Here is a 19,954-nt window from a genome sequence, read left to right as displayed (position 1 = left end):
CCGCAGATTATCCGGAAGGCCGCGCAAACTGCGCGGCCTTTTGCGTTTCGAGCTCCGCTTGGCTGTCCTGCGGGGAACCCTGTTTTGCCGTGCGCGGCGGCGGCCTGCCGGGGCTGCTGCTTCTTTCTGGTTGCAAATACCCCGGGGGAAGCCCGCAGGGCTGGGGGCAGAGCCCCCGTCTTCCGCGACTACAGCGGCAATGGCCGGCCTTCTGCAATTGCCTCCATCGCGAAGTAGGAGGTCACGCTGTCCAGCTCGACACCGGAAATCAGCCGCTGATAGACCCGGTCATAGCTGGCCATATCCTGGGTCACCACTTTCAGCTGATAGTCGTAGTCGCCGCCGATGCGGTGAAAATCCACCACTTCAGGGATCGCCAGCACATGGCGGCGGAAGGTCTGCAGCCACTCCGCCGAGTGATGCCTTGTGCGCAGCAGCACAAAGACCACCAGGTCCAGCCCCAGCTGCTTGCGGTCCAGCCGCGCGGTGGAGCCCTGCAGCAGTCCGCTGTCGTTCAGCGCTTTCAGCCGCCGCCAGCAGGCATTCTGAGACAGGCCGACCTGGTCGGCCAGCTCCCGCTGCGAAAGGCTGGCATCCTGCTGCAGCGCGCGCAGAATTGCCCTGTCAATTTGATCGACTGATTTGCTCATTGAAAGATCATATGACACGAATAATCGATAATCTACTCAGTAATTGATATAGTTTTCGCGCCTTTAGCCGTTCACAATAGCTGCAGCAAGCAACGGAGGCGCGACATGACCCTGGCAGCATTCAAACAGACAATCCGGCAGGCCGCCCTGGACGGCAGCTTGGGCCAAAGCGTGATTGGCGACGGGGTAATGATCCCGGGCCTCGATGGCGAAGTGCCGCTGGTCTATGCCGACTATGTCGCCTCCGGCCGGGGGTTAAGCCAAGTGGAGGACTTCGTGGCCCGGCAGGTGCTGCCGTTCTATGCCAACTCCCATACCGAAGCCTCTTATTGCGGAACGCAAATGACCCGCCTGCGCCGCGAGGCGCGTTCTGAAATTGCCCGCATGACCGGCGCCACTGGGGATGATGCGGTGATCTTCACCGGATCGGGCGCCACCGCGGGCCTCAACCGGCTGGTCAGCCTGTTCGGCGTGAACGAGGCAGACCGGCCGGTTGTTTTCATCGGCCCTTATGAGCATCACTCCAACATTCTGCCCTGGCGCGAAAGCAAGGCTGAGGTGGTGGAAATCCCCGAAACACCCGGCGGCGGCGTCGATCTCGCAGCTCTGGAACGGGCGTTGCAGGACCATGCGGACAGCGATCTGAAAATCGGCAGCTTTTCGGCCGCCTCCAACGTGACCGGTATTATCACCGGCCCTGATCCGATCAGCCGCCTGCTGCATGCTCACGGTGCGCTGGCGGTTTGGGACTATGCGGGCGGCGGGCCTTACCTGCCGGTCGATATGGGCGGAAAGGGCGCCGCGCGCAAAGACGCGGTTGTGGTCTCGCCGCACAAGTTTCCGGGCGGCCCCGGCGCCTCGGGCGTGCTGGTCGTCAACACCCGGGCGGTGCGCCGCCGTTGCCCCTCCTGGCCGGGTGGGGGAACTGTGAGCTTTGTTTCCCCTTGGCAGCATGAATACAGCGGCGACCTGGCGACTCGCGAGGAAGCAGGAACTCCGAACGTGATCGGCGACATCCGCGCCGCACTTGCATTTCTGGTCAAGGAGGCCGTCGGCCAGGAGGAGATCGAAGCCCGCGAGGCCCAATTCGCGCAAATGGCCTGGGAGGGCTGGTCTGCCAACCCGCGCCTGCGCATCCTTGGCCAGCGCGACGCGCACCGGCTTCCGATCTTTTCCTTCCTGGTCTCCGACGGTGCAGGCAATCCGGTGCATCAGCAGCTGTTCACCCGGATGCTCAGCGATGTCTACGGCATTCAAGCCCGCGGCGGCTGTGCCTGCGCTGGCCCTTATGCGCACCGGCTGCTGGACATCAGCCAGCCGGAATCGGAAACGTTGTTTGCGGAGCTGCAGGCGGGTGAGGAGATGAAAAAGCCCGGCTGGGTACGGCTCAACTTCTCTTACCTGATGGAGCCGCAGACAGCGCAGTACATCATCGACAGCGTCAATGACCTGACCAGACGGACGGCAGAACTGGCGCCGCGCTACAACGTTGATCCGGAAACCGCACGGTTCAAGGCGCTGGTGGCCTGAAACATATGGAATGGGTGCTTTCCCGGGGGCGGGGAAGCACCTCACATACCCGTGATATGTAGGTATCCGCACCGGCCAATTAAAGGGGGAAAGTCTATTCTAAATCCCCCGGGACAGCGCTAACAGGCTATGGCAGGCTTTGACTGTAGTAAAAAGTCGGAGCTGTGTTATGGCCCTCAAGCTGTCCGCCCCGGTGGGCGACAAGAAACGCATTACCAAGCCGGATCCCAAGACCGGCGAAAGCAAATTCAAACCCGTTAAGAACAATCCCGCAGACGTCGAACTGGTGCGTCTGATGCTCAAGGCGAACGGTTATTCCGTTGAGATCAGCACCAAATGCGATGCCGGGCTGATCAAAACGATCCGGGACTTCCAGAAGAAGAAACTGGGCTTCCGCAAGCCTGACGGCATTGTCGATCCCGGCATGCGCACCTGGAACGCGGGATTGCCCAAATTGGCCGCGCAATACGCCGCGGATACCAAAGTTGAACGGGTTGAAGTTGTCGAAAACGGCAAGACCAAGCTGATCACCGTGGCGGAGTATGAAGCGGGCCAGGAGGAACTGCGCCGCAAGCTTCTGGCCAAGGCTGAGATGATGTACGGTCAGGCGGAATCCTGGGTCGATTTCTGCAACGAGGTGGAAAACACCCGCCAGGGCAACGAGACTTTCCTGAACGCTTTGACGGAATTTGCCGTCAGCATGGTCAACGATAAGACCGACCCGCCCTGGACTGCGATCCTGAATGCGCGTTCCGAGGCAAGCCTGCTCAAGACGCTGACCAGCAAGAAGAAACCGGACTGGAAGAAGGTCTACAAGCAGGACGTGAAGGCCTCCAAGGCCTATAATACCGGCGGCAAGGCCTTTAAGAAATTCATAGACCAGCGCATCAGCACCGCCGGCGCCATTGTCTGGAAACTGGAAGTGGTGCGCGAGGTCTCCTTTGCCGTGGTCGAAACCTATATGACCGCCCGTCTGGTGGCGACCAAGGGCATGTCGCCGGCCAAGGCCCATGCCATTGCCGCCGCCAGCACCGAGGCGCTGAAATCCAGCGCAGGCCAGCTGGGTGAGCATCTGGCGGGCAACAAGGTCACCTGGGACGGCGCGGCCAAGAAGGTCTTCATCGACAGCTTCATTGCCGGCCTCGCAGGGGCCGCGGGCGGCAAGCTGACGGCCAAGCTTTCAGCGGGCCTGGCGGACGATCTGGCCAAGGCGGCCGCCAAGAAGCTCTCGCGCGAGCTGCCCAAAAAGGCGGTGAAGGCCTTCTTTGAGAAGTTCCTGAAATCCAAGGCAGGCGAAGCCATGGTGACCGAGGCGCTCAAGGAAACCATTGGCCTCGCCAAACCCCTGATCGAAAAGGGCCGCCCGCCCAACACCAAGGAGATCAAGGAGAGCATCGCCAAGATCCTGACCGCAGGCATCATGTCGGCGGGTGCCGGCAAGGCGCTGGAGAAATTCTCCTCCGGCTTCACCTCAGCGGCAGAGAAATTCCTCAAGACCAAGCTGGCGCCGGCCGCCATGGAAGGCGCGGTCAAGAAGGACCTGATCGCCAAATACGGCGTCAAGGCCACCGAGGATTTCATCAAGCTGCATGGCGACGCGATCTATGGCGAGATTGCCAAGCAGATCTCCGGCAAGACGCTCAGCAAATATGCGGGTGAGGCCCTGAACAGCTCGGACGGCTCGCAGTCGGCCGGCACCATGCAGAAGCAGGCCAATGAGGCGATGCGCAAGGACATGGAACTGCGCAAGGAGATCCAGAAGATCATCATGGCCGAGGCCAAGCGCAAGATGCCCAAGACAGCAGGCGCGCATTAGGGAGCCAGACTCTGATACGCCCTGCCAGCGCCGGGGGCTGCCGGGAGGGGGCGGCAGCATTGGGGAAGCATCATCTTGGTGCTTCCCCACCGGCGTTTGGGCCGCTATGACGGGCTGGAATTAAGGAGCCCGTAATTATGACCCAACTCACACCGCAGCCCGGTATCATGGACATCGCTCTGTACCAGGGCGGGGCTGCCCATGTGAAAGGGGTGAGCAATGTTGTGAAGCTCTCCTCGAACGAGAACCCCCTTGGCCCCAGCCCGCGCGCTATTCAGGCGATGCAGGACGCGGCGGCCAGCATGCACCGTTATCCCAGCTCGGACCATGCGGCGCTGCGGCAGGCGATCGGCGAGGTTCACGGGCTGGAGCCGGAGCAGATCATCTGCGGCGCGGGCAGCGACGAGATCATTGCCTTTCTGTGCCAGGCCTATGCCGGCCCGGGCGACGAGGTGCTGTACACAGAACATGGCTTTGCCATGTACCGCATCAGCGCGCTGGCAGCGGGAGCCACCCCGGTTGAGGTCAAGGAACGCGAGCGGGTCACCGATGTTGATGCGCTGCTGGCGGGCTGCTCCGAGAAGACCAAGCTGGTGTTCATCGCCAACCCCAACAATCCCACCGGAACCATGATCAGCGAGGCTGAGGTGGCCCGGCTTGCGGATGGCCTGCCCGAAGGTGCCTTGCTGGTGCTGGACGGCGCCTATGCGGAATATGTCGAAGGCTTCGATGCCGGCGCCGCGGTGATTGCCGCCCGCAGCAACGTCTTCATGACCCGCACCTTCTCCAAGATCTACGGGCTGGGCGGCGCGCGCATCGGCTGGGGCTATGGCCCCAAGGAAATCATCAATGTGCTGAACCGGGTCCGCGGGCCGTTCAACGTCTCCAGCACCGCGCTGGCAGGGGCCGAGGCCTCGGTGCGCGATGTGGACTACGTGGACCAGTGCCGCGCCGAGAACAGCAAGTGGCGCGCCTGGCTGGCAAACGCCCTGGCGGAGCTTGGCGTGCCGTCCGATGTTTCCAGCACCAATTTCATCCTGGCGCGTTTTGGCAGCCAGGATGAGGCCGAAGCCTGCGACACTTACCTGCAATCGCAAGGGCTGATCGTGCGCCGGGTGGCAGGATACAACCTGCCCGCCGCACTGCGCATCACCATCGGTGACGAGGCGTCTTGCCGCCGGGTGGCCGACGGGGTGAAAGCATTCAAAGAGGGGCAGGCATGAGCAGCCAGGATAACGGGCAAGTCTACGGCCGCGTGGCGCTGATCGGGCTCGGCCTGATTGCGTCCTCGATGTTCTGGGCGATGAAGCGCGCAGGGCTGGCAGGCGAGGTCACCGGATATGCCCGCAGCCAGGAAACCCGCGAAACCGCGCGCCAGATTGGCCTTTGCGACCGCGTTTGCGATAGCGCACAGGAGGCGGTGAAGGATGCCGATCTGGTGGTGCTCTGCGTTCCTGTCGGCGCCATGGGCCCGGTGATGAAAGACATCGCGCCCGTGCTGAAGCCTGGTGCCACCGTGTCTGACGTGGGCTCGGTCAAGCGCCATGTGATCGACGCGGTTCAGCCGCATATCCCGGAGGGCGTGCATTTCGTACCGGCCCACCCGCTGGCCGGCACCGAGCATTCGGGTCCGGAATCCGGCTTTGCCGAACTGTTCGACAACCGCTGGTCGCTGCTGGTTCCGGTTGAGGGTACCGACTCGCAGGCGGTGGAGCAGCTGCGCAAACTGTGGGAGGGCATGGGCGCCAATGTCGATGTGATGGACGCCGACCACCACGACCTGGTGCTGGCCGTCACCTCGCATACGCCGCACCTGATCGCCTACACTATGGTCGGTGTCGCCGACGACTTGCGCCGGGTTACCGACAGCGAGGTGATCAAGTATTCCGCCGCCGGCTTCCGCGACTTCACCCGGATCGCCGCCTCGGACCCGACCATGTGGCGCGATGTGTTCCTGACCAACAAGGACGCTACGCTGGAGATCTTGGGCCGCTTCACTGAGGAGCTGTTTGCGCTGCAGCGGGCGATCCGCACCGGTGACGGCGAACACCTGCATGACTACTTCACCCGCACCCGTGCCATCCGCCGCGGCATCATCGAGGCCGGCCAGGACACCGATGCGCCCGACTTCGGCCGGGGGCAGAAGAAATGATCCGGGCGGGCGCGGTTCTGGCATTCCTGATTTTCGGAGCCTCTGCCTCAGCAGACAGCCCGCAGATGTATTCCACTGAGGCGCTGGAGTTTGCAGCCCTGAGCCCGGCCGCGGCTGCATTGCCTCAGCTGCCGCCGGTTCCGCTGCCCCATGCCCGCGGGCAGGGCTTGGAAACCGAAGTGCTGTTCGGCCGCCGCAAACGCCGCAAGGGCGCCGTCTGCGGCGACATCGACATCAAGGGTGATGAGGCCGGTGACATCGCTGGCACTCTGCCTGGCTGCGGAGCCAAAGACGCAGTGCGGGTGCGTGAGATTTCAGGGGTTCGGCTCAGCCAATCCTCCCTGATGACCTGCAGCACCGCGCGGGCGCTGAAGACCTGGATCAACCGTGAGGTGGAAACCGCCTTCGGGCGCCGCAACAAGGTGGTGTCCCTTCGGGTGGCCGCCCATTACGCCTGCCGCACCCGCAACAACCGCCCGGGTGCAAAGATCTCGGAGCATGGCCGGGGCAAGGCGATCGACATTTCCGGCTTTACCCTGGAAAGCGGTGAGACCATCACCGTTCTGGAGGGCTGGAAACAACGCAAGACCCGGCGCAAGCTGAAGAAAATCTGGAAAGCCGCCTGCGGCCCGTTCGGCACCGTTCTGGGGCCGGAAGCGGACCGCTACCACCGCGATCACTTCCACCTCGATACCGCCCGCCACCGTGGCGGCTCTTATTGCCGCTAAGGGCAGGCTCCCGCGCCTGAAAGTGCCTGAAGCGGCACATTACAGCCTTGGGCCGGGCGCGCTGCGCGCGCGGGTCTTTTGGTGAAGCGCGTCAGGTGCAAGCACGCTCCGGCGCGTCATTTCCTGTGTGAGCGAGCTTGCTTGTAAAGGAAAAACGGTGTCTGCGCGGTGCGGCTTTTGACAGATCGCTCGCTGCGCCGGTCAGCGGATGATCAGCTGCGGTGCGGGGCCCAGGGGCAGGGGGCCCAGGGTCACAAGGCCGTCTGAGAACCCCAACGTAATATCAAGATGGCGCGGATTTCCGCTGGCTTGGGCCAGGAGATCCAATACCCGTTCCACCGAGCCGCGCAGGGCTGGCGGCAGCACCCCGCTGCGTTCGGCCATCAGCACCAATCCGCGCCAGTTTTCCGCCTGCAAGGCAACGTTGCCTTCCGGCAGGCCGCGCTCATCCACGGTGACGGTTCCAGCCGCCTTGAGCTGAAGGCCGCCCCACCGCGCTTCGGCCAGTTTCAGATCGATCCGGCGCGGTTGCGGCCGCTGCTGTTCCAGCGCGGTGCGGTCCCAGGGCGCATCAAAGGTGACGGTCATCTCCACTGCCAGCGTGTCGAACCGCTCCGGGAGGTCCGAGCTGGCCGCAAGCCGCCGCCGCCAAGCCGCACGCGGGGCGAACTCCGAAGCCTTTGCGGCAACCCGGTAGACTTCTGGTTCGCCGGATTGCTCCATGCTCAGGTCCAGCGCGCTGCCGCTGAGCACCGCCTCGCCGCTGCGGGCGATCTGCCAGGGGCCGGAGGACAAAGCCAATTCTTCCAGCTGCAGTGCTGTACCCGGTGCCAGCTGCAGGTTCGTCCGCAATCTCTGTGCAGTGATGACTGCGGTGTGGTCGAAATAGGACAGCCGCTGCGCTGTTTCAGGAAACCCCAGCGTCAGATATCCGGGCCAGAGCGCCGGGTTTTCGAGGTCCAGCCAATCCGCCCGCCAGGCGGTGCCAGTGCCCGGGTCTGCCAGCGCAGGGCCGGTGATCCGGGTTGCATGGCGCAGAGGGTAACCGCTGGTTTCAAGCCCGGCATACTCCGCCTGCCACCCCTGCCGTTCCTGCTCGGCGAACCAGGCGGCGATGCCGGCCCTCAGCCCCCAGGCCGCGGCCGCCCAGTAAAGGCTCCACAGCACCAGGGCGGTGATCAGCAGTTTGGCCAGGCGCATTGGATAGCCTCTTTTGTCCGCAGCAGGATTGCTGTTTATAGAGGGAGAGCAGAAAGGGCCAGACAACATGACCATGTGGGTATTCGGATACGGATCGCTTCTTTGGAACCCGGGGTTTCCCGTGGCGCGGCGCGAGGTGGCGGTGCTGCACGGCTATGCGCGTTCCTTCTGCATGACCTCGATCCATCACCGCGGCACTGAGGATCACCCGGGCCTGGTGCTGGCGCTGGACGCGACCGAAGGCGCCCATTGCAAGGGGCTGGCACTGTCGGTTGAGGCCGGCCACGAAGAGCAGACCCTTGCCGAGCTGCGCGAGCGCGAGCTGATCTCCTCAGCCTATCTGGAGCGTGACCTGGAGGTGGAGCTGGCGGACGGCTCGGTGGTGACGGCGGTCACCTATGTGATCGATCCGCACCATGTGCAGTATTGCGGCGGCCTCAGCCTGGAAGAGCAGGCGCAGATGATCGCCCATGCGGTTGGCGGGCGCGGGCCGAATACCGAATATCTCTACAACACTGCCGAGCATCTGGCCGAGATCGGCCTGGCGGACCGCGACCTTGACTGGCTGACCGGCAGGGTACGGGAAATCACCGCATAAAGCCTTGGCGCTTTTGACACTTTGCTTATAGGCTGCAAACGCAATACGAGCAGCAAAAGTGTCAGGAGCCCGACAAGATGGCGCAGCCAGACCGCAAGACCCGGCCGCAGTTCTCCCAGCCGGTGCGGCAGATCATCATGATGCTGATCGCGCTGGGGCTTTCCGGCTTTGGCGCCTTTGTGGCGCTGCCGCGGGTGCTGCCGGTGTTCGAGGCCAACCCCTGGCTCAACGGCTTTATCGTCCTTGTGTTCGTGATCGGCGTGCTGGCCTGTTTCTGGCAGGTGGTGCAGCTCATCGGCTCGGTGCGCTGGATCGAACGCTTCGCCGCCGGCGACAATCAGGAGCACCGCCGCCCGCCCTCGATGCTGGCACCGCTGGCCTCGCTGCTGGGTTCGCGCAGCGCCCGGATGCAGCTGGGCTCGGCCTCGACCCGTTCGATCCTGGACTCGGTTGCCAATCGTGTCGATGAAGATCGAGAAATCACCCGTTACATTGTCAACCTTCTGATTTTCCTGGGCCTTCTGGGCACTTTCTACGGCTTGGCCACCACGGTTCCGGCCGTGGTCGACACCATCCGCAGTCTGGCGCCGCAAGAAGGCGAGGAGGGGCTTTCCGTCTTCAACCGTCTGATGACCGGCCTTGAGGCGCAACTGGGCGGCATGGGTGTGGCGTTTGCTTCGTCGCTCTTGGGCCTGGCTGGCTCGCTGATCGTCGGCCTGTTGGAGCTGTTTGCCGGCCACGGCCAGAACCGCTTTTACCGAGAATTGGAGGAATGGCTGTCCTCAATCACCCGCGTCAGCTTCTCCTCGGGCGAGGACGGACCGGGCGACAGCGGCGTGGTCTCGCAGGTGCTCGACAATATGGCCGAGCAGATGGACGCGCTGCAGATGATGTTTGCCGAAACCTCGGCAGGGCGCGCGGCAGTGGACCAGAAGCTGAGCGACCTGGTGGAAACCATTCAGGAAATGAACCGGCGCCAGGATCAGACCGGCACCATCACCGCTGCGCTGGACCGGGTCGCGGTAGGGCAGGAGGCACTGACCGAGATTCTGCGCGCCCAGGGCGAGCACGGCGGGATCGACGCCGAAAGCCGGATGCGGCTGCGCTCGATTGACGTGCAGATGCTGCGCATCCTCGAGGAGATCTCGGCCGGCCGTCAGGAAAGCCTTACCGAGCTGCGCAAGGACATTGACCTCTTGGTCAAGGCATTCGCCCGTCCGCGCGGGCTGTCGCGCGGCGGCATGCCGGGCCGGGACGCGGGGGAGTAAGCCATGGCCCTCTCCCGGCGCACAGGGCAGCGGTTCCAGGCCTCGATCTGGCCCGGGTTTGTTGATGCGATGACCGGGCTCCTCCTGGTGCTGATGTTTGTGCTGACCATCTTCATGGTGGTGCAGTTTGTTTTGCGCGAGACGATCACAGGCCAGGAAAGCCAGCTGGATGAGCTGTCGGCCGAAGTCAGTGCGCTGGCCTCAGCCCTGGGGCTGGAAGAACGCGAGAACAGCCGCCTGAACGCCCGGCTGGGGGCGCTGACCTCAACGCTGAACACGGCGGAACAGGATCTGGAGCAAGCCCGCAGCCTGATCACTTCGCTGACCGCTGAACGCGACCGGCAGGCAGGTGAACTGGCAGAGGCCGCCAGCCGCATCACGGGTTTTGAGGCGCAGGTCGCGGCACTGATTGCCAGCCGCGATGCAGCCCGGTTGCAGGTTGCAGATTTGAGCGCCGAGCGCGAAAGCCTTGAAGCAGCTCGCACCGCGCTGCTAAGCGAGCAGGAGGCCTTGAATCTGGCCCTGGCCCAGGCCCGCGGCGAGATTGATGCCCAAACCGAAGCTGCGCGGCTGGCTGCCGCAGAGCGGGAAGCGATGGAGGCGCTGATTTCCAGCCTGGAGGCTGAGGGCACGGCCCAGGCCGGGCAGATCTCTGAACTGCAAGAGCAGCTGAGCGCTGAGGAAACCGCCCGGCTTGTAGAGGCAGCTGCGGCTGAAGCCTTGCGTGAACGTCTGCAAACAGCCGATGCTGAGCTCACCGCCATGACGCTGGCGCTGGAAGCGCAGCGGCAGGAGGCGGAGGATACGCTGACCCTGCTGGCGGCTGCAGAAGCCGCAAAGAAACAGCTTGATGCACAGTTGAGCGAGCTGGAGGCAGCACGCGCCGGCTCGGACGCCGAAGCCGGTCAGCTGGCAGCGGAACTTGCAGAGGCCAAAGCAGCTTTGGCGGCTGCTGAAACGCAGGCTGCGGATGCGGATGTACTGCGCCAGCGCCTGCTGGCCGCCGTGGCGGATCTGGAAACGGCAGAAGCTTCCGCGTCGGAGCGGCTGACACTGGCCGAGGAGCGGGCCGCGCTGCTGGCCCAGGCCCGTTCCGCCCTGTCAGACGAACAGGCCATCTCAGAGGAAGCCCGCCGCGAAACAGCGCTGCTCAATCAGCAGGTGGCAGCGTTGCGCGAGCAGCTTGGCGGTCTGCAGGCGATCCTGGATGATTATCAGGCCCGCGATGCGGCGCAGCAGGTGCAGCTGCAAAACCTTGGCCAGGACCTGAACGCCGCGCTGGCCCGCGCGGCTTCTGAGGAGCGCAAGCGCCGCTTGCTGGAGGAAGAGGAGAGCAAGCGGCTGGAGGCAGAGGCTGCGCGGCTGGAAGCCGAAGCGGGCCGGCTGGCGGATGAAGCGCAGGATCTGGCGCGATACCGCTCGGAGTTCTTTGGCCGCCTGCGCGATCTTCTGGGCACTCAGGAGGGGGTGACGATCCAGGGCGACCGCTTTGTCTTTGCTTCTGAAGTGCTGTTTGCGCCGGGCAGCGCCACGCTGTCGCCAGAGGGCCAGGTGGAGATTGCCAAGGTGGTCTCGATCCTGCAGAGCGTGGTGGCGGCAATCCCGCCTGAGATCAATTGGGTAATCCGGGTGGACGGCCATACAGATGATACGCCGCTGGGCGTGCATCCGAAATTTGCCGACAACTGGGAGCTCAGCCAGGGCCGGGCACTGTCGGTAGTGCGTTATATGGTAGAAGCATTGGGCGTGCCGCCGTCGCGGCTGGCGGCCAACGGGTTTGGCGAGTATCAGCCGGTCAATCTGGAAGATACGCCGGAGGCCAGGGCGCAGAACCGGCGGATTGAATTGAAATTCACTGAGAAGTGAGATGCAGCGCAATCCGTACCGGAAGCTGACAGGGCAGCTGTGGACGTACCGTAGGCGGACCGGTGGCGGGTGCAACCCGCTTCACTAATGGAGACAAGCTTACTAGTTACACACGGGTTGCTGCCCCACCGGGCAGTAGGGCTCCCTTTAAACTATTGCGAAAGCGGGCGTTATCAAATCGGCGGCGGACCGGAGGATGTGCTGGAGTGCCGCCCGGCGCGCTCCCGCCCGGCGCCAGGCTGCCCCAAGGGACAACCGCGCCCGTTGGGCCGGGCAGCCGCCGCGGCGGCTGCGGCAGCGTATCATTGCGAGGCTGCGCTGTCTTCCTGGGGTATTTCCATGCTGCTGAGAAACCGGTCGATCTCTTGCCCATCCCGCAGCAGCCGGGCGGTACCCGAATAGGTGCCCGCAGGCCAGGCACCGCCGCGCAGGCGGCGGCCGGCGGCGCGGAAAAACTGCGCCTGGTTCTTGGGCAGGGCTTCGCTGTGCGACACAAGCTCGCCGCCGGGACCGGTCACAGTGAGTTCCAGTGTGTCACCTGCCTGGCCGCCAAAGGCGTAGGCCCAGAAAACAAAAGCAGGCGCATCCGGTGCCAGCGGCGCTTCATCCGCGGAGCCCGCCCTGACCGCGCCGTAGTCCGGAATAGCCGTGCTGAACCCGGCCCCCAGGACACCGCCGGGCTGGTAGGGCGGCAGCTCGGCCCAAAGCGTGTCCGCAGGTGCCGCGCCGCAAGTGCCCAGCTGGTCCGGCGCAAAAGGGTCCACCACCGCGCCGTCCTTGCGCACCGAGAGATGCAGATGCGGGAACTGGGTCTTGCCGGAGAGGCCGACTTCGCCCAGCACATCGCCCGCTGTAACCTTCATGCCCTTCTGCACCTGAACCGAACCGCGTTTCATGTGGCAGTACTGTGTTTCCCAGCCATCGGCGTGACGCAGGATCACGCCGTTTCCGCATTCCTTGCCTTCGATGGCGGCTGCGTTCTCTTCAGTAGCATAGGTGTCAGCCATGCTGTCACGGGTGCCCAGAACCACCCCGTCCGCAGCTGCGCGCACCTGGGCGCCCGCCTGCATGTCCGATAGGTAGGGCAGGGCGAAATCGGTGCCTTTGTGGCCGTCATAGCTGAGCGTGCCGCAAGTGAAATCCGAAGCTTCTGGGCTGGGATCGTGGTCGACAAACTGCTGGATGTGGCAGTCTTCGCCCAAGGTGCAGTCCAGCGGGAACTGCAAAAGAAAATCGCCCGCCGCGGCGGGCGCGGCGAGCGATGTTGCTGTTATCAGTGCTGCAAGGCGCATCAGTCTGCGGTCAAAAGCGGAGGCTTATTGCCGGAGATCCGCGGCTTGCTTGGCCCTTCGAGGCGCAGATCCAGCTTGCCGTCCTTGATGCCGACCTGAACAACGCCGCCCTTGGTGAGCTTGCCGAACAAGAGCTCCTCTGCCAGCGGCTTCTTGATGTGCTCCTGGATGACCCGGCCCAGAGGACGGGCGCCCATGCGGTCGTCGTAGCCCTTGTCGGCCAGCCATTCGGCCGCCTTGCGGGTCAGCTCGATGGAGACATTGCGGTCCATCAGCTGCGCTTCCAGCTGCAGCACGAATTTCTCGACCACCTGCAGGATCACCTCTTTGCCCAGCGGCGCGAAGGAGATCACCGCATCCAGGCGGTTGCGGAATTCCGGCGTGAAGGTGCGCTCAATCGCAGCCGTATCCTCGCCTTCGCGGCGGTCGCGGCCAAAGCCGATGGCGGCCTTTGCCTGCTCTGACGCTCCGGCGTTAGAGGTCATGATCAGGATCACGTTGCGGAAGTTCACGGTGCGGCCGTTGTGGTCGGTCAGCTGGCCGTTATCCATGACCTGCAGCAGGATGTTGTAGACATCCGGATGCGCCTTCTCGATCTCATCGAGCAGCAGCACGCAGTGCGGGTGCTGGTCGACGCCATCGGTTAGAAGGCCGCCTTGGTCAAAGCCGACATAGCCCGGCGGTGCGCCGATCAGGCGGGAGACCGCGTGTTTCTCCATGTATTCCGACATGTCGAAGCGCAAGAGCTCCACACCCAGCTGATCTGCCAGCTGTTTGGCGACTTCGGTTTTGCCGACGCCGGTGGGGCCCGCAAACAGGTAGTTGCCAATCGGCTTTTCCGGTTCGCGCAGGCCCGCACGGGCCAGTTTGATGGCGCTGGACAGCGCGGTGATGGCATCGTCCTGGCCGAAGACCACACGTTTCAGAGACTTCTCCAGATCCTTCAGCACTTCGGCATCGTCCTTGGAGACGTTTTTCGGCGGGATGCGGGCGATCTTGGCCACCACGGCCTCAATCTCCTTGACGCCGATGGTCTTGCGGCGCTTGCTTTCGATGATCAGATGCTGGGCGGCGCCGGCCTCATCGATCACGTCGATGGCCTTGTCCGGCAGCTTGCGGTCATTGATGTAACGTGCCGACAGCTCCACTGCGGTCTTGATCGCATCGCCGGTGAACTTGATGCCGTGATGCTCCTCGAAATAAGGTTTCAGCCCTTTCAGGATTTCGATGGAGTCTTCCACAGACGGCTCGTTCACGTCGATCTTCTGGAACCGGCGGGACAGGGCGCGGTCCTTTTCGAAATGCTGGCGGAACTCCTTGTAGGTGGTGGAACCCATAGTGCGCAGCTTGCCGCCCTGCAGCGCAGGTTTCAGCAGGTTTGACGCATCCATGGCGCCGCCGGAGGTGGCACCGGCACCGATCACGGTGTGGATCTCGTCGATAAACAGAACCGCGTCGGGGTGGTCTTCCAGTTCGGAGACCACGGCCTTCAGCCGCTCTTCAAAGTCGCCGCGGTAGCGGGTGCCGGCCAGCAGCGCGCCCATGTCGAGCGAGTAGATGGTGGTTTCCGACAGGATATCCGGAGTTTCGCCGGAAACGATGCGGCGCGCCAGGCCTTCGGCGATGGCGGTCTTGCCGACGCCGGGGTCGCCCACCAGCAGCGGGTTGTTCTTTCGGCGGCGGCACAGCACCTGGATGCAGCGCTCCACCTCGTGGTCGCGGCCAATCAGCGGGTCGATGTCGCCGTCGCGGGACTTCGCGTTCAGATCGACACAGTATTTCGCCAGTGCGGACTCTTTCTTTTCGCCCTCCGGTGCGGCGGTCAGATTGTCCTCTTCCTGCTCGGTCGCGCCGGTCACCGGACGGGACTCGCCGAATGCGGGATCCTTGGCGACACCGTGGGCGATGAAGTTCACCGCGTCATAACGGGTCATCTCCTGATCCTGCAGGAAGTAGGCCGCGTCGCTTTCGCGCTCGGCAAAGATTGCCACCAGCACATTGGCGCCGGTCACCTCTGTGCGGCCGGAGCTTTGCACATGAATGGCGGCGCGCTGGATGACACGCTGGAAGGCGGCGGTCGGTACCGCCTCCGAGCCGTCAATGTCGGTCACCAGATTGGCAAGATCCTCATCCACAAACTCCACCAGGGACGATCGCAATTCGCTGAGGTCGACGCTGCAGGCGCGCATTACGCGGGCCGCGTCGGGCTCGTCGATCAGGGCCAGAAGCAGATGTTCCAGGGTTGCGAATTCATGACGGCGTTCATTCGCCAGCGCCAGCGCTGCGTGAATGGCCTGTTCCAGGGTGCTCGAGAATGAAGGCACGGGCGTGCTCCTCTGATCTTGGGTTGGCCGGTACGGGGTCGGCGTTAACCATCCCCTCAGTTCAACCATGTGCTTATAAGGTTAGAGTTTGGTTGATAGCGCGCCGGCTTCAAGGGCTTTTCTGCATTTTGGGGTCACAAATATTTTCTCCCTGTTGCCCTCTGGACCCCTTGATTTGTTCAGAAATTGTCTTTGCGCTTGCGGATTTCGGCAAAAACATCTGCGTCTTCAGCGCCTTCCATGCCCAGGTTTGCTCTCACGGCAGCGTCACCGGCCCGCAGGAAAGGGTTGGTGTCCAGCTCCAGCTGCAAGGAGGATGGCACCGTCGGCACACCGTTTTCACGGGCCTTTGCGATATCATGGACACGCGCCTGCAACGCCGGGTTGCCGGGGTCCACGGTGACCGCAAATGCACCGTTAGACTGGGTGTATTCATGCCCTGAGTAAACCATAGTTTGCGGCGGCAGCGCGGCAAGACGCGACAGGCTTTTCCACATCTGGGGCGGGGTGCCTTCAAACAGCCGGCCGCAGCCAAGGGCCATCAGGCTGTCAGCAGTGAACACGGCATCAGTGCCAGGCATGTGAAAGGCGATATGTCCCACTGTATGGCCGGAAACATCCATCACATGCACGTCTTCGCCCAGCAGCGTGAAGCTGCCGCCGTCTTCGACCGCCAGGTCCAGTTCCGGCAGGCGGTGGGCATCGGTGGCCGCTCCAATGATCTTGGCGCCAAATTCCATCTGAAGTTTTGCTGCTCCATCCACATGGTCCCAGTGGTGATGGGTCAGCAGGATCCAATCCAGCCCCCAGCCGCGCGCGTTCAGTGCGTCCCGGATCGCGCCCGCTTCGGGCGCATCCACCAGCGCGGTTTCGCCCGAAGCCGGATTATGGATCAAAAAGGCATAGTTATCCGACAGGCAGGGCAGGGTGATGATCTCAAGAGGCATGGCCATTCGCCTTTACATTGCTAAACTGCGCCCAGATTGGCTGAAGGAGCGGGCGCCCGCAATGCATCTTGATGTTCAGGATCTGAGGAATTTTTACTACCGCAGCACGCTGGGGCGCGCCGCGCAGGCCTCGATCCGCGGCCGCCTGCTGGAGCTGTGGCCGGAGGCTGAGGGCCAGACCGTTGCGGGCTTCGGTTTCGCCGCGCCGCTGCTGCGCCCCTATCTGCCCGGCGCCCGGCGGGTGATGGCGCTGATGCCGGGGCCGCAGGGGGTGATGCAATGGCCTGCGGGCCTGCCCAATGTTTCGGTGCTGTGCGAGGAAACCAGCTGGCCCATCGACACCGGCCGCATCGACAGGCTGGTTGTGATGCACGGGCTGGAGACATCGGAACAGCCGACCAAGCTGCTGGAGGAATGCTGGCGGGTGCTGGGCCCCGGGGGGCGGGCGATTTTCGTTGTTCCGAACCGGGCGGGCTTTTGGGCGCGTTCAGACCGGACGCCCTTCGGTTTTGGCCGCCCCTATACGCTGCGCCAGCTGGAAGCTCAGCTGCGCGATCACCAGTTTGCCATCGAACAGCACACCGCAGCGCTGTACCGGCTGCCGAGCCACAAGCGGTTCTGGCTGAAGTCCGGCGGCATGCTGGAGAAAATGGGCCGCAAGCTGCCCGCAATGATCGCGGGCGGCGTGTTCATGGTCGAGGTCAGCAAGCAGACCTACCCGCAGAAGGGCCAGATGATCCGCAGCAAGACCCCCAGCCGGATCCGGGTGCTGGAGGGGCTGTCGAACCCGATGCCGGAACCGGTCTGAGGGCGGTTTTCAGAAGAAGTCGACAAAAATCCTAGGCGCTATCGGCAGATTGCTGGTCAGGATAGGCGGTGCAGTGACATCGTCCCACTCGATCCGCTCACCGCCCTCGTGCGTTCGGTCGATATCGCCGCGCTCTCCCAGATAAAAGTCCGCTATCGGCACCATTCCGAACTCCTCCCAGTTGTGCCCGTAGCTGGCTTCCAATTCTTCCTCCGAGTATTCGACGCCGGCCGGGACGTATACCAGGGTCATCCAAATGTTCTCCCCGCTGGAACAGCATGCAGGGCCGGGTTGGAATTCTTGGGTGATGTGAACCGGCAATACAGTACCGTCGCTTCCCTCGGGAAACTCCAGTTCCAGAACATCATTGCTGTCCATATAATACAGACTACGCACCGAGCCGTTTTCAAACAATTCTTCCGCTGCATCAGGCGTGTAAACTAGGCGGACGGTATCAGCGTTTTCCTCGGCGTCGGCCTCCTCATCATCTCTGGTGTCGATGAACTGGCCAAGCCCGGTGACCACGGTATCCGCTCCGCCGCTGTTCAGCTGGATGCTGAACTCGCTTGTGGTGTCCGGATCAATGTAGATCGTTTCATTTTCTTCGCTGCCCTCGAACACTTGTGCGCCGTCAACCTCTTCCAGTGTCTCAAGGTCAATCTGCTCCGGTTCGCCGTCCTCTGCGACAACGGTCAGCCCGTCTTCCTCGATTGGCGGCGTGCCGTCGCTGGCGCCTTCATCTTCGCTGCTGTCAATCACGGCTGCGGCAATGGCCACGCCTGCAGTTGCAAGGAGAATAGCTGCGAGCATTGAATTCCCTTCCTATTGAACGCCCGGCCTCAGCCGGCATGAAAACTGCTATGAAAACCGCGGCGGTCACTCAAACATCACGTTCCGGTTGATCGCGACATTATCCGCGGAAACGCCCTCGGAGTCTGCAAGAACATCCAGAACCAGCAGATCGGTTCCGTCCTGTGCCGAGAATGTGTACCGGATACGTTCAAGCTGCGGCTCGCTGGAGTCGTATTCCCGGGTAACTTCGATCGGGCCGTCAATGTCAGGCGGCAGGTTCAGCGCTACCGAGAGATCGGTTATGTCGGATTCATGCAGTTCCAGCAGCGCCGGACCGCGTTCCAGATGCTCGGGGTAGACGTTCAGGGTCACCTGGTCGCCGCTCTCATAGATGGCCACCTTGTGCTGCATGCCGATGGTCAGCTCTGCGCCGCCGCCTTCGCTCCAGATTTCGATGTCCGGGCCGGCTTCCCGCGGCAGGTTGATGACATCCGAGCCTTGCCCGGAATCGATCAGGAGATTGTCACCGCTGGCCGTCAGCGTATCGTCGCCCGGGCCCAGACGGATGTCGCTGCTCTGATCCGAAACTTCGGCGGGGGTCCAGACTATAGCATCATCGCCGCTGCCGGCTTTCACCGACAGGCTTTGGCTGGTGGCTGTCAGCACGTCATTGCCGCTCCCCAGCCTGACCACATTACGAATACCTCCGGCTTCAACGGTGTCATCGCCGCCAAAGGTGTAGTAGGAAGACGAAACCGTGCTGCTGTACGCTTCATCAGTATCATCGCCGACTACCGGCTCAACCTCCTGGCCGTCGTTGACCAGCCGGATGTGATCCGCTGAAAAATTGCGGACGCCCTCGAGCAGAATAGCGGCGGTGTCGAACTGCCCGGTAGGATTATCTTCGGAAACCGGCAGATGTATCAGCACCTCGGTGTCGCCGTCGGCAGAGCGTGTTTCGAATGACACAATGTCGTATACAGGCCAGTCGATGAAATCGCCGGTATTGAGTACCAGAACATCTTCTTCAGGGTCGAAGTCTTCTATGCGGGCGATAATAACCGCGTCATCCGGGCTGAAACTGCGAGTGCCCCGTGTGCCGATGTTGAATTCGTCTGCACCATCACCACCGCTCAAAACGCCGGCCCGGCCAGTGTCGAGGAAGCTCAATGTGTCGTTGCCTGCACCGCCGTCGAGGCTGGCGTTGCCGACGTTGGTCAGAAAATCCGCTCCTTGACCGCCGTAGATGTAGGAGCGCGCGCCGGTGCTGGCCCAGGAGTGAATCTCGTCGTCCCCGGCACCGCCGCCGAGCGTGCTTCCTCTGCCGCCGTACAACGTGTCGCTGCCGCCCCCGCCTGCAACGCGGCTTTCCCAGCCGCCGTTAATCACATCGTTGCCGCTGCCGCCCGAGATCGTGCTGTGGCCGTTTGCGTCAATCGTGTCGTTGCCGCTGCCGCCATCAATCTCTGACGTGTGGGCGGTATCGATCAGGTCATCTCCCGAACCGCCTGTCACTTCGTTAAAGAAGCCGGCGTCAATCGTGTCGTTCCCCTCTCCGCCTGCCGCCGCACCATGGTTGCCGGAGTGCAGAAGGTCATCTCCTGCGCCGCCGTAGACTGTGACACTGTCTTCGTAGCGGTTGCCGAGAGTGTCGTTGCCATCCAGTCCGAACCCGGTCTGGCCGCTGAAAAGCTCAATCTCGTCATCTCCGGCTGTGCCCCGAACGGTTTCCTCACGTTCAGGCTCTGGTTCCGGTTCAGGCTCGGGTTGCGGCTCCGGCTCCGGTTCTGGCTCCGGTTCAGGTTGCGGTTCCGGCTCTTCAGGAGGGAGGGGGATGTCGTCTTCGTCGTTGATGGTGTCAATGACGGCAGCTGCGGCGGCGACACCGGCCGTGGCCATCAGGATAACGGCGAGCATACTATCGGTCTATCAGTTGAATCTATTTTTACGATAAACGTTACAATTGCGCTGAAGCATGGGTTT

The 19,954-nt window shown here is 62.9% G+C and carries 16 protein-coding genes; 9 read left to right on the top strand and 7 right to left on the bottom strand.

The genetic code is table 11. From position 1 onward, the window contains the following. Positions 1-188: 188 nt before the first annotated feature. Positions 189-650: an Lrp/AsnC family transcriptional regulator gene (locus RA20_RS12870; RefSeq protein WP_039129264.1), complete on the bottom strand. Its 462-nt coding sequence runs from the start codon at positions 648-650 to the stop codon at positions 189-191. 105 nt (positions 651-755) lie between these two features. On the opposite strand from RA20_RS12870, the gene RA20_RS12865 reads away from it, so the two are divergent. From RA20_RS12865 to RA20_RS12845, 5 genes are all read left to right on the top strand, one after another. Continuing rightward, positions 756-2,180 (top strand): aminotransferase class V-fold PLP-dependent enzyme, encoded by a 1,425-nt coding sequence (locus RA20_RS12865; protein ID WP_039129261.1) that lies wholly within the window; start codon positions 756-758, stop codon positions 2,178-2,180. A 169-nt stretch (positions 2,181-2,349) separates the two neighbouring features. Continuing rightward, the gene (locus RA20_RS12860) at positions 2,350-3,996 is read left to right on the top strand and encodes a hypothetical protein (protein ID WP_039129258.1); all 1,647 of its coding nucleotides are present in this window, start codon (positions 2,350-2,352) and stop codon (positions 3,994-3,996) included. A 137-nt stretch (positions 3,997-4,133) separates the two neighbouring features. Then, the gene (hisC, locus tag RA20_RS12855) at positions 4,134-5,219 is read left to right on the top strand and encodes a histidinol-phosphate transaminase (protein WP_039129255.1); all 1,086 of its coding nucleotides are present in this window, start codon (positions 4,134-4,136) and stop codon (positions 5,217-5,219) included. Then, positions 5,216-6,148 (top strand): prephenate/arogenate dehydrogenase family protein, encoded by a 933-nt coding sequence (locus tag RA20_RS12850; protein ID WP_039129252.1) that lies wholly within the window; start codon positions 5,216-5,218, stop codon positions 6,146-6,148. Before hisC ends, RA20_RS12850 begins: the two co-directional genes overlap by 4 nt. Then, a complete protein-coding gene (locus RA20_RS12845; protein ID WP_039129249.1) occupies positions 6,145-6,876 on the top strand; it encodes an extensin-like domain-containing protein in 732 nt (243 codons plus the stop codon). Before RA20_RS12850 ends, RA20_RS12845 begins: the two co-directional genes overlap by 4 nt. A 201-nt stretch (positions 6,877-7,077) precedes the next feature. On the opposite strand, the gene RA20_RS12840 is transcribed toward RA20_RS12845, so the two are convergent. Further along, on the bottom strand, positions 7,078-8,076 hold the full coding sequence (locus RA20_RS12840; RefSeq protein WP_039129247.1) for a DUF2125 domain-containing protein: 999 nt from the start codon (positions 8,074-8,076) through the stop codon (positions 7,078-7,080). A 67-nt stretch (positions 8,077-8,143) separates the two neighbouring features. Between RA20_RS12840 and RA20_RS12835 the strand changes: the two genes are divergently transcribed. From RA20_RS12835 to RA20_RS12825, 3 genes are all read left to right on the top strand, one after another. Beyond that, positions 8,144-8,674 carry a gamma-glutamylcyclotransferase gene (locus tag RA20_RS12835; protein WP_039129244.1) on the top strand — a complete coding sequence of 177 codons (531 nt, stop codon included), beginning with the start codon at positions 8,144-8,146 and terminating at the stop codon, positions 8,672-8,674. Between the two features lie 77 nt (positions 8,675-8,751). Further along, a complete protein-coding gene (locus tag RA20_RS12830; RefSeq protein ID WP_039129240.1) occupies positions 8,752-9,942 on the top strand; it encodes a biopolymer transporter ExbB in 1,191 nt (396 codons plus the stop codon). A gap of 3 nt (positions 9,943-9,945) precedes the next feature. Further along, complete coding sequence (locus RA20_RS12825) at positions 9,946-11,808, top strand: peptidoglycan -binding protein (protein WP_039129238.1); 1,863 nt, start codon at positions 9,946-9,948, stop codon at positions 11,806-11,808. Between the two features lie 302 nt (positions 11,809-12,110). Here the strand turns inward: RA20_RS12825 and RA20_RS12820 are convergent, their stop codons facing one another. The 3 genes from RA20_RS12820 to gloB all read right to left on the bottom strand — a co-directional run bounded on the left by RA20_RS12820 (position 12,111) and on the right by gloB (position 16,377). Then, a complete protein-coding gene (locus RA20_RS12820; RefSeq protein WP_039129236.1) occupies positions 12,111-13,100 on the bottom strand; it encodes a M23 family metallopeptidase in 990 nt (329 codons plus the stop codon). After that, entirely contained in the window at positions 13,100-15,424 is a 2,325-nt protein-coding gene (gene clpA / locus RA20_RS12815; RefSeq protein ID WP_039129233.1) for an ATP-dependent Clp protease ATP-binding subunit ClpA, read from the bottom strand. The genes RA20_RS12820 and clpA overlap by 1 nt, the downstream gene beginning before the upstream one ends. A gap of 179 nt (positions 15,425-15,603) precedes the next feature. Beyond that, complete coding sequence (gloB, locus tag RA20_RS12810) at positions 15,604-16,377, bottom strand: hydroxyacylglutathione hydrolase (protein WP_039129229.1); 774 nt, start codon at positions 16,375-16,377, stop codon at positions 15,604-15,606. A 55-nt stretch (positions 16,378-16,432) separates the two neighbouring features. Between gloB and RA20_RS12805 the strand changes: the two genes are divergently transcribed. Beyond that, on the top strand, positions 16,433-17,179 hold the full coding sequence (locus RA20_RS12805) for a class I SAM-dependent methyltransferase (protein WP_039129226.1): 747 nt from the start codon (positions 16,433-16,435) through the stop codon (positions 17,177-17,179). Positions 17,180-17,188: 9 nt separating this feature from the next. Here RA20_RS12805 and RA20_RS12800 read toward each other — a convergent pair whose 3' ends face one another. Both RA20_RS12800 and RA20_RS12795 read right to left on the bottom strand, forming a co-directional pair. Continuing rightward, complete coding sequence (locus RA20_RS12800; RefSeq protein ID WP_039129223.1) at positions 17,189-17,989, bottom strand: hypothetical protein; 801 nt, start codon at positions 17,987-17,989, stop codon at positions 17,189-17,191. A 66-nt stretch (positions 17,990-18,055) separates the two neighbouring features. Further along, positions 18,056-19,888 carry a calcium-binding protein gene (locus RA20_RS12795; RefSeq protein WP_039129221.1) on the bottom strand — a complete coding sequence of 611 codons (1,833 nt, stop codon included), beginning with the start codon at positions 19,886-19,888 and terminating at the stop codon, positions 18,056-18,058. Between the last annotated feature and the right edge of the window lie 66 nt (positions 19,889-19,954).

Origin of the sequence: Leisingera sp. ANG-Vp, assembly GCF_000813725.1 — a bacterium.
Taxonomy (GTDB): domain Bacteria; phylum Pseudomonadota; class Alphaproteobacteria; order Rhodobacterales; family Rhodobacteraceae; genus Leisingera.
This window is presented reverse-complemented; position numbering and strand designations above follow the sequence as displayed.

What these genes read in the sequence shown, in the direction of transcription:
- RA20_RS12850 (WP_039129252.1), top strand. Translation starts at nt 5,216, where the DNA reads ATGAGCAGCCAGGATAACGGGCAAGTCTACGGCCGCGTGGCGCTGATC.
- RA20_RS12835 (WP_039129244.1), top strand. Translation starts at nt 8,144, where the DNA reads ATGACCATGTGGGTATTCGGATACGGATCGCTTCTTTGGAACCCGGGG.
- RA20_RS12845 (WP_039129249.1), top strand. Translation starts at nt 6,145, where the DNA reads ATGATCCGGGCGGGCGCGGTTCTGGCATTCCTGATTTTCGGAGCCTCT.
- RA20_RS12830 (WP_039129240.1), top strand. Translation starts at nt 8,752, where the DNA reads ATGGCGCAGCCAGACCGCAAGACCCGGCCGCAGTTCTCCCAGCCGGTG.
- RA20_RS12865 (WP_039129261.1), top strand. Translation starts at nt 756, where the DNA reads ATGACCCTGGCAGCATTCAAACAGACAATCCGGCAGGCCGCCCTGGAC.
- RA20_RS12820 (WP_039129236.1), bottom strand. Translation starts at nt 13,100, where the DNA reads ATGCGCCTTGCAGCACTGATAACAGCAACATCGCTCGCCGCGCCCGCC.
- RA20_RS12860 (WP_039129258.1), top strand. Translation starts at nt 2,350, where the DNA reads ATGGCCCTCAAGCTGTCCGCCCCGGTGGGCGACAAGAAACGCATTACC.
- RA20_RS12795 (WP_039129221.1), bottom strand. Translation starts at nt 19,888, where the DNA reads ATGCTCGCCGTTATCCTGATGGCCACGGCCGGTGTCGCCGCCGCAGCT.
- RA20_RS12840 (WP_039129247.1), bottom strand. Translation starts at nt 8,076, where the DNA reads ATGCGCCTGGCCAAACTGCTGATCACCGCCCTGGTGCTGTGGAGCCTT.
- RA20_RS12800 (WP_039129223.1), bottom strand. Translation starts at nt 17,989, where the DNA reads ATGCTCGCAGCTATTCTCCTTGCAACTGCAGGCGTGGCCATTGCCGCA.
- RA20_RS12805 (WP_039129226.1), top strand. Translation starts at nt 16,433, where the DNA reads ATGCATCTTGATGTTCAGGATCTGAGGAATTTTTACTACCGCAGCACG.
- RA20_RS12870 (WP_039129264.1), bottom strand. Translation starts at nt 650, where the DNA reads ATGAGCAAATCAGTCGATCAAATTGACAGGGCAATTCTGCGCGCGCTG.
- gloB (WP_039129229.1), bottom strand. Translation starts at nt 16,377, where the DNA reads ATGGCCATGCCTCTTGAGATCATCACCCTGCCCTGCCTGTCGGATAAC.
- RA20_RS12825 (WP_039129238.1), top strand. Translation starts at nt 9,946, where the DNA reads ATGGCCCTCTCCCGGCGCACAGGGCAGCGGTTCCAGGCCTCGATCTGG.
- hisC (WP_039129255.1), top strand. Translation starts at nt 4,134, where the DNA reads ATGACCCAACTCACACCGCAGCCCGGTATCATGGACATCGCTCTGTAC.